The sequence below is a fragment of the Parahaliea maris genome (assembly GCF_008064665.1).
In the GTDB taxonomy this organism is placed as follows: Bacteria; Pseudomonadota; Gammaproteobacteria; order Pseudomonadales; family Halieaceae; genus Parahaliea; species Parahaliea maris.
In genome coordinates this window covers 332,389-347,286 of the sequence record NZ_VRZA01000005.1, presented here as the reverse complement: position 1 = coordinate 347,286, position 14,898 = coordinate 332,389, and the positions used below count along the sequence as shown (strand labels likewise).

Genomic DNA, 14,898 nt, shown 5'->3' with positions numbered 1-14,898 from the left:
GCTGTGCGCTTCGCATCTCTCGGCAGCGGCAGCAAGGGTAACGCCACGCTGGTGTCCGCCGGCGGCTCCCTGCTGCTGGTGGACTGCGGCTTCTCGGTACGCGAGGCCGAGCGCCGGCTCGCCCCCCTCGGCGTGTCTGCCACTGACATCGATGCCATTCTGGTGACCCATGAGCACAGCGACCACTGTGCGGGGGTGGCACGCCTTTCCCGGCGCCACCAGATTCCGGTCTACCTGACCCACGGCACCCTCGGCAGTGGCCGTATTGACGCCTGTCACAGTGTTCACCCCATTCACAGTGAGGAGCCCTTCCGTATCGGCGCCATCGACGTGCAGCCGGTAGCGGTACCCCACGATGCCAGGGAACCCTGCCAGTACCGTTTTTCCTGCGCCGGCCGTACCCTGGGGGTGCTCACCGATCTCGGCAGTATCACCCCTCACGTGGTGCGCCACTACCGCGGCTGCGACGGCCTGGTGCTGGAGTTCAATCACGACCTGACCATGTTGCAGGGGGGCAGCTATCCGCCTTCCCTGAAGCGGCGTGTGGCCGGGGACTGGGGGCACCTCAATAACCACCAGGCGGCGGCGTTGCTACAGGAAATCGGCATTGCTGACCTGCACTACCTGGTGGTGGCCCATATCAGTGAGAACAACAATTGCCGGGAGCGTGCCGAAGAGGCGCTGGTCTCGGTGTACGGGGCGCTGGACGAGCGGGTGGTCTGGGCCGACCAGCAGGGTGGGTTCGGCTGGCTGGAGTTGCCTCAGTCCGACGGGGCCTGAGCCTCGGCAGCCCGTTGTGCTTCCCGCGCCCGGTCGCGTTTCCAGCGCCGGTTGCTCCACAGCCAGCTCTCCGGTTCCTCCCTGATGGCCGCTTCGGCCCGGGCGATGTAGGCATCGATGATGTTGTGGCTGCCCTTTGCGTAGGGCGGATCGGCCAGTTCGTGGAACTCCATCTCGTAATGCCCCCGGCGCAGGCGCCGGCACTGGGCGAAGATCACCGGAAACCCGGTGAGCTGGGCCAGGCTTTCGGCGCCCTGGTAAAAGGCGGCCTCGCCATTCATGAAGGTGGTCCAGTAGCTGCGTTCGCGGCGAATGGGCGCCTGGTCGGCCACCATGACGAAGATCCGGAATTCCTTGCGCCGGCGCAGGATATCCCGGGTGGACTCTTCCATCGCCAGGGGCCGGGAGCCGAACTGGCTGCGAATGTCGTAGATCAGCTCGTCGACTGTCTTGTTATGCAAGGGCTTGTACACCGGGTCGATCGGCATGCCCAGGGCGGTGGTGGCGCCGTGCAGCATCCACTCCCAGTTACCCTGGTGAATGGTGAGCACAATCACCGAGCGGGTCTGGTCCAGGCTCTTCTCCAACAGCAGTTCGGGATTGCGCACCTGCACCCGCTGGCGAAAGTCTTCCGGACGCATGCGCCGGGCCTTGACGATTTCCAGCGCGACCTGGGTCAGCTGACGGTAGAACTTTTTTGCCAGAACTGTGATTTCACTCGCGTTTCTTTCCGGAAAGGCCTGGCGCAAGTTCTTGTAGACCACGGCTTTGCGATAGCCTGTGATGTAGTAGAGCACCAGATAGGCGAGCCATGCTGTTGCGTACAGCAGGGGGAAGGGCAGCCAGCTGATGAGTCGGTAGAGCAGCATTGCGGGTGTGCCAACTAGCGGTCGCAGTGAGTGGGCAGCCGCAGGTGGCTGGCGCGCAGCAGGGCCTGGCGGTCCGGGCAGCGCAGGGTGCCGTTACCGGCGAGGTCCACACTGTTGAGCGCCTGTAGCTCTGACAGGGGCAGCGGGTCGACAATGCGGTTGTTGGCCAGGTAGACCGCTTCGAGATTGATCACCTCGGCCAGCTCGTCGATGTTCTCGATCTCGTTGTTGCCGAGGTCGAGGGTGCGCAGGCTACTGAAGGTGGCGAGCCCGTTGAGAACGCGGATGCCCGCATTCCGGCAGGACAGTTCCTGCAACTGGCTGGCGCTGGAGATCTTCTCGCGATCGATGGCGTTCTCGAGGCAGGTTTGCAGCGCCGGATCCACCGCGGTGAAGTCGGTGAACAGCGGCAAGGGGGTATAGACCCGACGCTCGTTCACAGTAATGTCGTACTGCTGGCAGGCGCCGAGCAGGCAGGGCAGGAGCAGTGCCAGTACGCCAAGGATGGGGTGTCGCATGAGGATACTCTTATTAGCAGCGTTGTACGTAGTTTCAGCCTGGTTGGTGGTGAACGGTTGGATTCCGCCTGGCAGATGTCGGCGGCTTGCTGTCGCCGTGACGTCACAGCGGGCCGGGACCTATAATGCTAGCGTGTCAGGCGGCCAAATACGAGCACCCCATGGATGAGCAATCCGGCAATCAGAGGGAGGGCGGCGCACCGCGTCAGGACAGCCCTCCCGTTATCAGCCTGGTCCAGCGCGGCAACCTGAAGTCGCTGGAGGCCACGTTACGCAAGCAGTGGCGCCTCGGGCAGAACATTGTCCTCTGCTGGAGCGCAGATGAGCGCGGCCTGCTGGTGATCCTTGTGCCGCATTACTTCCTCGGCAATTACTGTGCGCACCCGGGGGAGGACGGTAGCGATAACGAACACTTTGTCCGCGAACTGATTTCCGGCACCCGGCGCAAATCGCGAGACGAGCTGTTTGCCATCGCCGCGCGCCTGGATATCGCCCCGAGTTTCATCAAGCTGGACCACAGCCTGTCGGAAGAGCACGCCGTACAGGATTCCGTCGAACAACTGATCAAGCGCTACGGCATCAGTTACGTCGACTGCCGCGCCGTGCTGCTGTTCGATATCGCCCAGTTCTCCCTGTTTACGCCGTTCGAACAGGCCAGTCAGCTGAACAGCCTTTCCTACTCCATGAATTCGGCCTACAACAAGCTGCAGGCCAAGGGCGTGGAGGTCAATTTCGCCCGCACCACGACCGGCGACGGCTACTATGTCTGGAACCGGGACACCGGCCCCTATGCCAACCAGGACCTGTTCACCTTCCTGCTGCTGGTGGTGGCCGACAACGCGGTGGCCCGGGCCGCGTCCCACGGCAATACGGTGCCCGTGATTCGCAGTGCCTATCACGCCGGCAGCCACTACGAGCTCTACCAGGCGGAAGGCGTAAACCCCACGGTATTCAGTTACATCGTCGGCGACGTCACTATCGACCTGGCGCGCATGGTCGACCTGGCGCAGCCGCACCAGATACTGGTGGGCGACTTTTCCACCCTGGTGAGGCAGAACGTGGAGGGTGAACTCACCGATACCAAACTCACGGCCCCGGCCTTCGTCAAACACTGCAGCAGTGCGCTGGAGGTGGTGCGAGGTGTCCAGTTATCCGGCAAATCGATTGCCGACATGCGCTGCAGCCTGTCGGGTGAGGACGACGTGGGCGAACGCCGCGCCGCCAGACGGTTCCGCATAACCGACAAGCACGGCCTGTCCCGGCACGCCTATAACCTCGAAATCAATATCGGGTTTGCCGATGGCCAACTCCATCTGGGGCTCGACAGCGAACACCTGGGCGTCGACAGCGGACAGGCTGAAATGGCCGGGGGAGAGGCGGCAACTCGCCCCGCCACGTCAGTGGACGAGTCGATCGACGATCTCGCCAGCCTGTTGCGCAAGCGACCCTCCGGCCGGATGTCGGAGGACTAGCCAATGAGCACGTGCCGGGCGCCGCACCTGGATGTCAGCGAATCGGTCGACGTGACACGCCCGGCAGCGGTGGCCGAAGCCCTGTGCGAACTATTCAGCCGGCGCTACCCGGGTCACCCCACGGCGATTATCGAACGCCTGGTGGACGACTTTGCCCGCTTGTACCGCGGCGACTACCCGGGGTTTCATGCCTGCGACGTGAAATACCACGACGTCCAGCACGTGCTGGATGTCACCCTGGCCATGGCCCGCCTCATGGATGGCTACGAGCAGGCGGCACCTGAGGCAGCGCGGCTGGGGCCTGAGCAGGCCCTGACCGGAATCTGCGCGGCCCTGTTCCACGATGCCGGTTATATCCGTCGCACCCACGACACCCGCCATGGCAACGGCGCGGCCTATACGCGTATTCACGTCAATCGCAGTGCCCGCTGGCTGCGGGAGTACCTGCCAGGCATTGGCCTCGGCCGGCTGGCCGGGCCCGCCTCACGGATCGTGATGTTCACCAATTGCTCGCGAGACCCCGCAACGGTCCCTACACGCACCCCTGCCGAGCGGCTGCTGGGGGAGTTGCTCGGTACCGCCGACCTGATGGCTCAGTTGGCCGATGTCTGTTACGTGCAGAAATGCCGCGACTACCTGTTCGACGAGTTTGTCGAAGGCGGTATCGCGGGCAGTCGCGCCGAGGGCTACCTCGGCTCCACCTATCGCACGGCCAATGATCTGCTGAAATCCACCCCGGCGTTTATCCGCTGGGCGATTCGCGAGCGTCTGGAGGAAGGGTTCCACGGTGCCTACCACTATGTGGAGCCGCAGTTCGGGGGTGCCAACCCCTATATGGAGGCTATCGCCGACAATTACGCGAGGCTGGAGGCGAGCCTCAGTCACAGCGCCAGCGCCTGATCCATGCCCTCACCGCAACTTGCCGTTGTCCGCACTGATGCGGATCACATCCCGTATCTCGAAGAGCTGGCCCTGCGCCTGCAGCTACCGTTACTGACTGCCGGTGAGGTTGCGCAGCGGGAGGAGCTCGATTTCCTGCTGTGCCTCGAGGGCGGGCACCTGGCCCTGCTGCAGGCCGGCCCGAAGGCGCCGGGGCCTGTACTGGTGGACTTTGGTGGTGGACGCATGCGCCAGCGCCGGCGCGGCGGGCAGAACGAACTGCTGGGCCGGGCAGTGGGGGTAGGCCGGCGGGAGCAACTGGGGGTGCTCGACGCCACTGCCGGCCTGGGCCGCGACAGCTATGTGCTGGCCGACCTGGGTTGCAAGGTACTGTTGTGCGAACGTCACCCGGTAGTGGCGGCCCTGCTCGACTCCGGAATACGGCAAGCGTCGGTCAGTGAGGATACCTGGCTGGCGGCAACCGCCGCGCGCATGAGCCTGGAGGCGGCGGATGCCCGCACACTGGCGGCCGCCCGCCTTTCCGGCATACAGGTGATCTACCTCGACCCGATGTTCCCCCACCGCGGTAAAAGTGCTGCCGTCAAAAAGGAAATGGCGGTTTTCCAGCAGTTGTTGGGTGTGCCGGAGGACGAGAGCGATAGCGAGGCACTATTGCATTGGGCACTGGCGCAGCCTGTTGCCCGGGTGGTGGTCAAGCGCCCATTGAAGGCGGCCCCCCTGGGAGGGCTCAATCCCTCCCATGCCATCCGCGGCAAGGCGGTGCGCTTTGATGTGCATGTTCTCGCGGGGCTCGACAGCGACGTTCTACACGGCGGCTCTGGTGCGGCTGGTGTAAGCTAGCCCCTTTTCGCAAACGCATAACAAGGAGCAAATAACGTGGAACGCACCTGTGCACTGGTGACCGGAGCCTCTTCCGGGATTGGTGAAGAGTACTGCCGGGAACTGGCATCGCGCTGTGACCGTATTATTGCCGTGGCCCGGCGCGGCGACCGCCTGGAACAGCTGGCCCAGGCGCTGCAAGGCCAGTGTGAGGTAGTGCCGGTGGTGGCTGACCTCGGGACGGTGGAGGGGGTCGCCCGCACCATCGAGGCCCTGCGCCAGCAGGGGCCCGTGAGCTACCTGGTCAACAACGCCGGCTTCAGCACCCTTGGGCCCTTTGCCCGGTCTGATATCGAAGACGAACTGGCGATGATCCGGGTGCACGTGGACGCCAGCGTCCAGCTGTGCCGTGCTGCCCTGCCGTTCATGCTGGAAGCCGGCCAGGGCTTCGTGATCAATGTGGCCTCCATCGGCGGTCTGCTGCCAATGCGCAACACGGCGGTCTATGGCGCCTGCAAGGCCTTCCTCAACAGCTTTTCGGCATCGCTACAGGAAGAAGTGGCGGGGAAGGGCATACTTGTCCAGTGCCTGTGCCCGGGCTTCACCCACACTGAAATTCACCACACCGAGCACTTTGCCGGATTCGACAAGACGCGTTTTCCCGAGGAGATGTGGATGACGGTGGAGGAGGTTGTCGCTATCAGCCTGCAGGCGCTGGACACGCCCGACTTGCCCCAGGTGCCGCTGGTGCCGGGGGAAATGAATGTGGGTGTGGTACGCAACGCCCTCCAGCAGCAGGTGGACTCAATCCGCTCAATCCAGTAGCAACTTTTCCAGAATGCCCCGGTACATGGCCGCCAGCCGGGGCAGGTCATCTGCGCGCACACACTCGTCAATCTTGTGAATGGTGGCATTGACCGGGCCCAGTTCCAGCACCTGGGTGCCGGTGGGCGCGATAAAGCGGCCGTCTGACGTGCCGCCCGCAGTGGACAGCTCAGTCTCTATGCCGGCCACTTCCCGGATACTCTCGACAGCGGCCTCGACCAGCGCGCCGCTGGGGGTGAGGAAGGCCTGTCCGCTGAGGTTCCAGTCGATACTGTAGTCAAGGCCGTGGGCGTCGAGGATGGTCTCGGTGCGCTGGCGCAGTTCAGTATCGGTCACCTCGGTGGAGAAGCGGAAGTTGAACACCACCTCCACTTCACCGGGGATGACATTGGTGGCGCCGGTGCCGCCGTTGATATTGGAAATCTGGAAACTGGTAGCGGGGAAGAAGTCGTTGCCTTCATCCCAGACTTCCCTGGTCAGCGCGTCCAGCGCTGGCAGGGCGCGGTGGATGGGGTTGTCGGCCAGGTGGGGGTAGGCAATGTGACCCTGGATACCGCGAACCGTAAGCACAGCGCCAAGGGACCCCCGCCGACCGTTCTTCACCACATCGCCCAGGCTGCTGGTACTGGAGGGTTCACCGACGATGCACCAGTCGATGGCCTTGCCCGCATCAACCAGCGCCTCCACTACCTTGACCGTGCCGTTGACCGCCGGCCCCTCTTCGTCGGAGGTGATGAGAAAGCCGATGCGCCCCCGGTGCTCCGGGTGGCTGGCGACAAACTCCTCGCAGGCGACAATCATCGCGGCCAGGCTGCCTTTCATGTCGGCGGCGCCGCGGCCGTACAGGAGGCCGTCGCGCAGGGTGGGTTCGAAGGGCGGGGACTGCCACTGGGATTCCGGGCCGGTGGGCACCACATCGGTGTGTCCGGCGAATACGACAATGGGGCCCTCGCTGCCGCGTTCCGCTCCTTTCCCGCTGCGCTCGGCTCCTTTTCCGCTGCGCTCGGCCCACAGGTTCTTCACCTCGCCAAAGGGCATATCCGTGCACTGGAAGCCGATGGCCTCAAGGTGCTCCGCCATCAGGGCCTGGCAGTCGGCGTCCTCGGGAGTTACCGAGGGGCGTCGGATCAGTTCGCAGGCCAGGGCCAGGGTTTTTTCCACGGTTCAGTACTCAGTTGTGCGCGTGCAGTTCGTGATTGAGCTCGATGGCGCTGCGGTTGGTCAGGCACTCCACCGCGCCGTTGGCCGAGTTGCGGCGGAACAGCAGGTCTGATTTTCCAGCCAGGTCCCTGGCTTTCACGGTCTCTACGCCATTGCCGTCCGCATCCAGCATCAGCACCTTGGTGCCTGCAGTCACGTACAGGCCCGATTCCACGGTGCAGCGGTCTCCAAGGGGAATGCCAATGCCGGCATTCGCTCCCAGCAGGCATTCCTTGCCCACGGAGATGATAACGTTGCCGCCGCCGGACAGGGTGCCCATGGTGGAACAGCCGCCGCCCAGGTCAGAGCCGGCGCCTACCGTGACCCCGGCGGAGATCCGACCTTCGATCATGCCGGGGCCGTCGGTGCCGGCGTTAAAGTTGACGAAGCCCTCGTGCATGATGGTGGTGCCTTCGCCGAGGTAGGCGCCCAGGCGCACCCGCGCGGTGTGGGCAATGCGCACGCCGGTGGGGACCACGTAGTTGGTCATTTTCGGGAACTTGTCTACACAGCTTACTTCCAGGGTTTCACCGCGCAGGCGGGCGGCCAGTTGCCGGGCCGGGAGTTCGTCCAGGGCCACCGCGCCCTCACTGGTCCAGGCGACGTTGGGCAGCACACCGAACATGCCATCCAGCACCGTACCGTGGGGTTTGACCAGGCGGTGGGACAGCAGGTGCAGCTTCAGGTAGGCTTCGGGCACCGTGGTGGGAGCGGCATCCTCAGCCAGCAGCACCGCAACCACCGGGGCACTGCTCTCCAGCAGGCTGGTAGCCAGTTCGGCTGCGGTGGTTTCACCGGCGGCGGCCAGTTTTTCAGAGAGCCCCTGCAGTGCAGCACGGTCCAGGGCGGTGTTGTTGTCGCAGCCAGCCAGGGCCGCTGTCAGGGCCGCGGAGGGCGCGAGGGCGGGGTGCGGAAAGTAGACCTCCAGCCACTCCCCCTGCTGGTTGTGAGTGCCGATGCCGAGGCCGTATGCGAATGCTGTGTCTGTCATGGTGCTGCGAATCCTGTGTGTTCTAGAGAGTGTGGCGATTGAAAAGCTGCTGGTAGTCGCTGTCCTTGAAACCGGTTCGCCGCTCGTGCCCGGTGTCGAGCAGGGGGCGCTTGATCAGCGTCGGTTGTTCAAGGATGGCGCTGAGGGCGGTACTGTCGTCCATGGCCTCGCGCTGGGCAGGTTCCAGTGCCTTCCAGGTGGTGCTGCGTTTGTTGACCAGGGTTTCCCAGCCGAGTTCGTCGAGCCAGGTTTTGACCTGGTCGGCTTCCAGGCCGTCCTCGCGAAAATCGTGGAACTGGTAGTCGATGCCGTGGTCGTCCAGCCAGCGTCGGGCCTTTTTCACGGTGTCGCAATTCTTGATGCCGTAGAGCGTAATCACCTGATATCACCTCCCAAAAATCGGCGCGTAGCATAGCAAAACAGGGCACTTAGTTGTAGCGAGGCTCTGTGGTTACAATGGCAACTACAACGCCGCCCGGGGGTGCCACTTCTGGGCGGAACCTGGAGAAAATAACGACAATGAGGAAGCAGTCCATGACACCGACTCTGCAGGGCCTGGCCGGCCCGATGTTGGCAATGTTTATTTTGACCCTGCTGGTATGGGTGGTGATGTTTGCCCGCCGTATGTCCTACCTGGGGGCCAACAAGATCGACGCCGAGGAGCTTCGGGCGCCGGCGGAAGTGGAAGCCCTGCTGCCGCCCCAGGTACAGTCGCCCGCCAACAACCTGCGCAACCTGGTCGAACTGCCCGTGGTTTTCTATGCGCTCTGCCTCTACCTGACGGTTTATACCCAGGTGGACGGGTTCTATGTTGCCTGTGCCTGGGTCTTCGTAATCTTTCGCTACCTGCATTCCGCCGTGCATTGCAGCTACAACAAGGTGATGCACCGCTTCCTGGTCTATCTTGTCTCTTCAGTGGCACTGTGGGTCATGGTCATTCGAGCTACCCTGGGATTGTTGAGCTGAGCTTTGTTGAGCTGACCTTGGGCGCCGTCGTGAAACTTCCGTAGGGGGAGAGCAGCATGCCGGGTACGTCATCGAGAATCTGGATCAGTCTTGTTGTTCTGGTCCTGTGGGGCGCCGCCACGATGTTCGGTGCCCAGTGGCTCGGTGGCGGCGAGGAAGTCGCCCTCGATGAACTGGTCCAGCGGGGCGTTGGCTGGCAATTCGTGACTGCCATTCTCATCCTGCTCGTCGCGATCGTTGCCTTCAAGTGGAAGGACATCGGGTTCGGCAAGCCCCATTCTATCCTTCGCGTGCTGTGGTTCCCGAGTATTTACCTGCTGCTCATGGTAGCCGGCATCCTCTATCTCGGCGTACCACCTCTGGGCGCGGTCCTGTTGGTGTTCGTGAACACGATGATGGTCGGCTTCTCCGAGGAGGTCATGTTCCGCGGCGTACTGTTTCGTGCGTCGATCGAGCGGATGCCGGTCTGGCCCGCCATTCTGCTGAACATGGTGTTGTTTGGTGGGGTGCACGCCTTCAACGGCTTTATCACGGGCGACTTCAGCGCGGCGTTCGCACAGTCGGCCGCTGCCGCCATGAGTGGCCTGGTCTTCATGGCGATACTGCTGCGTACGGGGTCGATCTGGCCCGCGATCATCTATCACGGCCTGTGGGACTTCCTGCTCTTCGTGGTCGGCCTGGCCAGCACCGCGAATGGAGGAGGTGCCGGGGACGCGAGCCCGCCGGCTTTCGCTGCCTACGCCCCGATGCTCCTGAATCTCCCCAACTTTATCTTCGCGCTGATTCTCCTTCGCAATATCCACAGGCATCCGGGCTTTGGCAGATGACCAGGTTCAATCACTCGTTCTGGCCGGTGTCATTGTGGCGATCCTGTGTCACCGAACCGTAAGTCGCCTTTCTCCCAGGAGCATCTGGACTAGACTCCATGAAACGGCAGGTATCGGCTGATATTGGATAGCGTTCCCTCACTCATGCTTACGGAGCCGGAGGGCTGGCAGATGACACTGGATCACTTGGGAAGCATCGGAGAGTTTGTTGCTGCAATAGCAACATTGATCACGCTTATCTATCTCGCCTTTCAGCTCAGGCAAAACACGCGAGCATTGAGAGCGACTGCTTTCCAGAGCGTAGTCTCCGAGATGGGAAAGAACGTGGAACCACTTTTGAACAATGCAGATCTTGTAGAACTCTTCATCAAGTGTAATTCCAGCCCCGAGATCCTGACCGCTGCGGAGAGAGTTCGGGTCAACGCTTTGTATCTGGCTACCTTCAGACGGCTCGAATCGGTGTACGTGCAATATACGCTTGGAACCATGGAGCTGGAAAACAAACTCGGTTTTGAGGAATCCATAATTCCTTTACTGCACGGGCCTTACGCAGAAAAGTGGTGGGGAGAGGCAAAGAAGTCCTTCTACGCTCCATACGTCCGTTACATCGAGGAACAGATTGCCGGTGGTCAGGTGTCCACAAGATCACCAAGTATGCAGCTCTGAACAGTAGCCTAGGCAGGGGATGGAGATGACTTCATGAACTGGGAAGCAATAGGTGCTGTTGAGATCTCTTGCCCCATTTGCGCAGTACAGTCGTGGCGAAGACAGTTAGCCAGGTAGCTGGTTCCTGCTTGATCGTTCCCCGCCGGATGCCGTATTTCCCCCTCTCCTCAGTAACCCGTCTACTGCCATTTCGTAATCCATGATCTCGCCGGTCCAGTATGTGCGGGTCGATGAGGCGTCTACATTGGGAGCCAGTCTTCGCAGTACCTGAGCTGACGTCTCCGCGGAGACGTCCGGAGATTGCGGGAAGACGCTGGTCTGGATGATCGCGCCGGCTGGCGTCACATTTGTAAGCGAGGGCCGCTAGTGGGTATGGCCGGTCCTGAGCGCTACTGCGACTGCCTCCAGCGCCCTGGCATTCAATGCAAACGCCAGGTGGCTTGAGTCGACTTGCACGTGCTGCGCCAGTGGTGACTCTGGTAGCCTGGCGATGTCCGTGCCGACGATGCCGTCGCGATCGCTGTAGATCACGCATGTGGGGACCACGGGCGCAGCCGCTTTTGCCAGCCAACTGTCAAAATCCTGCGTTTCAATTGGGACTGTGCTGCCGCTAAGACGGCGCATCAGCTTGAACAGGCTGGTCCCGCGCGGGTCTCCAAAAGGGGAACCCAGGGTGATAACGCGACGTGTTATGTGGGGTAGTTGTCGAGACGCATCGAGGGCATACAGTCCTCCCATACTCCACCCTAGAAGGCTGACCGATTCACCCGTTGTGGCATGAATCTCGCGAATTCGTTCGACGGTGAGTTCGACCAGCCGTTCGCGAAAGCGCGATGCATCATCGACGCTTTTGATCTGGTCCTCCACGCTCTCGACATTTCGACCCGCTGCCAGGGCGAAGGGCCGATACCCTATTCGTTTCAGGAAATAACGAAGGGAAGCGGTCGAACCGTCGGCCGCTCCGTAGCCGGGCAGCACCAGTACCGGGTGCCCGTCGCCACCGCTGTGATCACGGATCAAGCGGGCCAGGCTGGATACGAGACGAAGGCTCTCCAAGGTTGCCCGCGGGAGTTCGGACAGCGTCAGACCCAGAGGGGGTGGAGACGGCAGTAAGTTCATGGTTTCTTTCTCGCAACCCAAATTCACGAATACAAACAGGCGGACATTGGAATCACGAGCGGTATACGCAGGTTTACAGCTCCTTGGATCAGCAGGAGAAACAGTGTGTGTCAGGTGCGGCCCGCCCTGATCGGTGTTACCGAAGACAGTCCGGGCTGGAAGCGGTGCCGGTAATAGCGTAACTGGATGCCGGAGACCTCGATGTCGCAGGTCTGGATATCCGTTGGCATCACCTTTTGCGCTGCTTTGTAGACAGCCTCGGACAGCAGTATTTCGTCGCCACAGGCGATGTCTTCCCCCAGCTTGGAAGCGATGTTCATCTGGTCGCCGAAGTAGCCTTCGAGCGTCTCGGAATAGAGCAGGCGGCCGTAGCCGATGCCGGCACTGATCCGGAAGCGTTCCCGCTCGTTGAGCATCAGCCCGGACTGGTACACCGCCTGCTGCAGGGCCAGTGCGGCGCGTACGGCATCACTGGGGTCATTGAAGGCAGCCGTGGCATTGTCAGCCTCGAAATGCAGGCGTTTGCAGCGGTGGTTCTGCAGGACTGATTCGCAAATCTGCCGCAGTTGCATGAGGCGCGACAGGAAATGGAGAATACCGTGGCTCTGGGAGGTGCGGGAAAACCCGGAGGAATCGATGATCAAAATGGCGACGGTCTCGCCATAGCGATCCCAGATTTGCTGTTCGTTCTCACAGGGATCGCCGCCCTCTGCGATCATCCGTGACATACACTGAAACAGGTTGTCCCCGTCTACGATCATGGTGCCCCCACTGCCTGTTTATTGTTACAGGCTAGTCCAAACTTGCCATTCTAGACAGCGCGGGGGGCTTTGCCCGGGAAAGGTGCTTCCCGGGCCGGTTTCTGGTTTCAGAGTGTGAACTGGTTCACAGCAGGGGGGCGATCACCAGGCTCACGATGGCCATAACATTGATCAGGATGTTCATCGACGGGCCGGAGGTGTCCTTGAAGGGGTCGCCCACCGTGTCGCCTACCACGGCGGCAGAGTGCGTGTCGGAACCCTTGCCACCCAGGTTGCCCTTCTCGATGTACTTCTTGGCGTTATCCCAGGCGCCGCCGGCGTTGGCCATCATCAGCGCCATGAGCACACAGCCCAGCAGGGCACCGCCGAGCATGCCGCCGAGGGACGCTGCACCCAGGCCAAAGCCGACCAGGATGGGCGCGCCCACGGCGATGGTTCCGGGCAGCACCATCCGGCGCAGGGCGGCGGTGGTGGCAATGTCCACGCAGCGGGCGGTGTCCGGCTCCGCGGTGCCTTCCAGCAGGCCGGGAATCTCGCGGAACTGGCGACGGATTTCGTTGATCATGTCGAAGGCTGCGTCGCCCACCGCAGTCATGGTAATGGAGGCGATCAGAAAGGGGATGGTGCCACCGATAAACATACCGACCAGCACCGTCGGGTTCGACAGCTCCAGGGTGAAGTCGGGCTGGTGGAGCTGGATGGTCTCGACGAAGGCGGCGATGATCGCCAGTGCGGCGAGGGCCGCGGCACCGATGGCGAAGCCCTTGCCGATGGCCGCGGTGGTGTTGCCCACCTCGTCCAGGCCGTCGGTGATCTTGCGGGTCTCTTCCCCCATGCCCGCCATTTCCGCGATGCCGCCGGCGTTGTCCGCCACCGGTCCGTAGGCGTCGATGGCCATGGTAATGCCCACCGTGGACAGCATGCCCACCGCGGCTATCCCCACACCGTAGAGGCCGGAAAGATGGGTAGAGATGAAGATGATCGCCGCCAGGAACAGGATGGGCAGCACCACGGACTGCATGCCTACCGCCAGCCCGGTGATCATGACCGTGGCTGGCCCGGTTTCCCCGGCGCGAGCGATTTTGCGAACCGGTCCGCCACCGGTGTAATACTCGGTGATCAGGCCGATCAGCACGCCACCGACGGCGCCACACACCACCGACCACCAGATATTGCCCTCGAGCCCCATGCCCTGGATGACCAGCAGGGCCAGGCCGATAAAAATGACCGGGGCGAGGATGGTGCCCGTGCGCAGGGCCGACTCCGGGGCCGCCTTGCTGCGCAGGCGCACCAGTGCGATCCCCACCAGGGAGGACACCAGGCCGATGGACGCCAGCGCCAGTGGCAGGAACATGAGTTCACTGCGGTGCATGATCTGCAGGGTCGAGGCGATCGCGATGCAGGCGATCATGGAACCGCAGTAGGATTCGAAGATGTCCGAGCCCATACCCGCGATGTCGCCCACGTTGTCGCCCACGTTGTCGGCAATCACCCCGGGGTTGCGTGGATCGTCCTCGGGAATACCGGCCTCCACCTTGCCCACCAGGTCGGCGCCGACGTCAGCGCTCTTGGTGTAGATGCCGCCGCCCACCCGGGAGAACAGGGCCACGGTGGACGCGCCCATGCCAAAGCCGTGGATGGCGTGGGCGGTGCCGGGGTCACCGCCGAAATACCAGTACAGGCCGCCGAGCCCGATCAGCCCGAGCGACGCCACGCACAGTCCCATGACCGAGCCGCCATAGAAACTGATGGCCAGGGCCAGGGGAGCGCCGTGAGTGTGGGCCGCTACCGCAGTGCGAACGTTGGCCTTGGTGGCTGCGAACATGCCGAGGTAGCCGGCGCTGGCGGAGGAGAGCGCGCCAATCAGGAAGGCGATGGCGGTGTCGACGCCGAGGGGGGAAACAAACAGACCGATGAGTAAAACGAGGGCAAACAGGCCGAGCATGGTGTACTCGCGCCGCATGAAGACCATGGCGCCAAGGTGAATCTGGTCGCCGATCTTCTTGACTTGCCCATCGCCGTGATTGTGTCGCGACATGACGTGATAGATCACGAATGCGACGATCAAACCCACGACGCCCAGTACCACGGGTATTGCAAGATACTCCGTCATAACTGACACCCATTATTATTGGTTAGGGGGTCTTTACATGCTAACCGGCATGGTTGGGGGGATACAAGTAGG

16 protein-coding genes are annotated in these 14,898 nt (G+C 62.4%); 8 read left to right on the top strand and 8 right to left on the bottom strand.

The window, feature by feature from the left end; genetic code table 11:
• Positions 1–3 precede the first annotated feature (3 nt).
• Entirely contained in the window at positions 4–780 is a 777-nt protein-coding gene (locus FV139_RS15430) for an MBL fold metallo-hydrolase (RefSeq protein ID WP_148069352.1), read from the top strand.
• On the opposite strand, the gene FV139_RS15425 is transcribed toward FV139_RS15430, so the two are convergent.
• Both FV139_RS15425 and FV139_RS15420 read right to left on the bottom strand, forming a co-directional pair.
• Positions 762–1,649: a lysophospholipid acyltransferase family protein gene (locus FV139_RS15425; RefSeq protein ID WP_235898668.1), complete on the bottom strand. Its 888-nt coding sequence runs from the start codon at positions 1,647–1,649 to the stop codon at positions 762–764. The genes FV139_RS15430 and FV139_RS15425 overlap by 19 nt on opposite strands.
• Before the next feature lie 14 nt (positions 1,650–1,663).
• Entirely contained in the window at positions 1,664–2,167 is a 504-nt protein-coding gene (locus FV139_RS15420) for a leucine-rich repeat domain-containing protein (RefSeq protein WP_148069351.1), read from the bottom strand.
• A gap of 125 nt (positions 2,168–2,292) precedes the next feature.
• Here FV139_RS15420 and FV139_RS15415 point away from each other — a divergent pair, with 125 nt between their 5' ends.
• The 4 genes from FV139_RS15415 to FV139_RS15400 are packed head-to-tail and all read left to right on the top strand — an operon-like array spanning position 2,293 to position 6,183.
• Positions 2,293–3,639: a hypothetical protein gene (locus FV139_RS15415; RefSeq protein WP_187276574.1), complete on the top strand. Its 1,347-nt coding sequence runs from the start codon at positions 2,293–2,295 to the stop codon at positions 3,637–3,639.
• A gap of 3 nt (positions 3,640–3,642) precedes the next feature.
• On the top strand, positions 3,643–4,539 hold the full coding sequence (locus tag FV139_RS15410; protein WP_148069350.1) for a hypothetical protein: 897 nt from the start codon (positions 3,643–3,645) through the stop codon (positions 4,537–4,539).
• A gap of 3 nt (positions 4,540–4,542) precedes the next feature.
• A complete protein-coding gene (locus FV139_RS15405) occupies positions 4,543–5,379 on the top strand; it encodes a class I SAM-dependent methyltransferase (protein ID WP_148069349.1) in 837 nt (278 codons plus the stop codon).
• A gap of 36 nt (positions 5,380–5,415) precedes the next feature.
• Positions 5,416–6,183 carry an SDR family NAD(P)-dependent oxidoreductase gene (locus FV139_RS15400; RefSeq protein WP_148069348.1) on the top strand — a complete coding sequence of 256 codons (768 nt, stop codon included), beginning with the start codon at positions 5,416–5,418 and terminating at the stop codon, positions 6,181–6,183.
• On the opposite strand, the gene dapE is transcribed toward FV139_RS15400, so the two are convergent.
• From dapE to FV139_RS15385, 3 genes are read right to left on the bottom strand one after another with little or no spacing between them, the layout of a single operon-like run.
• Positions 6,172–7,344, bottom strand: a complete 1,173-nt coding sequence (gene dapE, locus FV139_RS15395; RefSeq protein WP_148069347.1) for a succinyl-diaminopimelate desuccinylase — start codon at positions 7,342–7,344, stop codon at positions 6,172–6,174. The two genes, FV139_RS15400 and dapE, sit on opposite strands and share 12 nt — an antisense overlap.
• A 10-nt stretch (positions 7,345–7,354) precedes the next feature.
• Positions 7,355–8,374 (bottom strand): 2,3,4,5-tetrahydropyridine-2,6-dicarboxylate N-succinyltransferase, encoded by a 1,020-nt coding sequence (dapD, locus tag FV139_RS15390; RefSeq protein ID WP_148069346.1) that lies wholly within the window; start codon positions 8,372–8,374, stop codon positions 7,355–7,357.
• A gap of 22 nt (positions 8,375–8,396) precedes the next feature.
• Positions 8,397–8,753, bottom strand: coding sequence for an ArsC family reductase (locus FV139_RS15385; protein ID WP_148069345.1), 357 nt, complete (start codon positions 8,751–8,753; stop codon positions 8,397–8,399).
• Positions 8,754–8,908: 155 nt separating this feature from the next.
• Between FV139_RS15385 and FV139_RS15380 the strand changes: the two genes are divergently transcribed.
• The 3 genes from FV139_RS15380 to FV139_RS15370 all read left to right on the top strand — a co-directional run bounded on the left by FV139_RS15380 (position 8,909) and on the right by FV139_RS15370 (position 10,833).
• A complete protein-coding gene (locus FV139_RS15380; RefSeq protein ID WP_148069344.1) occupies positions 8,909–9,340 on the top strand; it encodes an MAPEG family protein in 432 nt (143 codons plus the stop codon).
• Between the two features lie 56 nt (positions 9,341–9,396).
• Positions 9,397–10,167, top strand: a complete 771-nt coding sequence (locus FV139_RS15375) for a CPBP family intramembrane glutamic endopeptidase (RefSeq protein ID WP_148069343.1) — start codon at positions 9,397–9,399, stop codon at positions 10,165–10,167.
• 171 nt (positions 10,168–10,338) lie between these two features.
• Positions 10,339–10,833: a hypothetical protein gene (locus tag FV139_RS15370; RefSeq protein ID WP_148069342.1), complete on the top strand. Its 495-nt coding sequence runs from the start codon at positions 10,339–10,341 to the stop codon at positions 10,831–10,833.
• Between the two features lie 363 nt (positions 10,834–11,196).
• On the opposite strand, the gene FV139_RS15365 is transcribed toward FV139_RS15370, so the two are convergent.
• From FV139_RS15365 to FV139_RS15355, 3 genes are all read right to left on the bottom strand, one after another.
• The gene (locus FV139_RS15365) at positions 11,197–11,952 is read right to left on the bottom strand and encodes an esterase/lipase family protein (protein ID WP_148069341.1); all 756 of its coding nucleotides are present in this window, start codon (positions 11,950–11,952) and stop codon (positions 11,197–11,199) included.
• Between the two features lie 110 nt (positions 11,953–12,062).
• Positions 12,063–12,713, bottom strand: coding sequence for an adenylate/guanylate cyclase domain-containing protein (locus FV139_RS15360; protein WP_148069340.1), 651 nt, complete (start codon positions 12,711–12,713; stop codon positions 12,063–12,065).
• 124 nt (positions 12,714–12,837) lie between these two features.
• Positions 12,838–14,826, bottom strand: coding sequence for a sodium-translocating pyrophosphatase (locus tag FV139_RS15355; protein WP_148069339.1), 1,989 nt, complete (start codon positions 14,824–14,826; stop codon positions 12,838–12,840).
• Positions 14,827–14,898 lie beyond the last annotated feature (72 nt).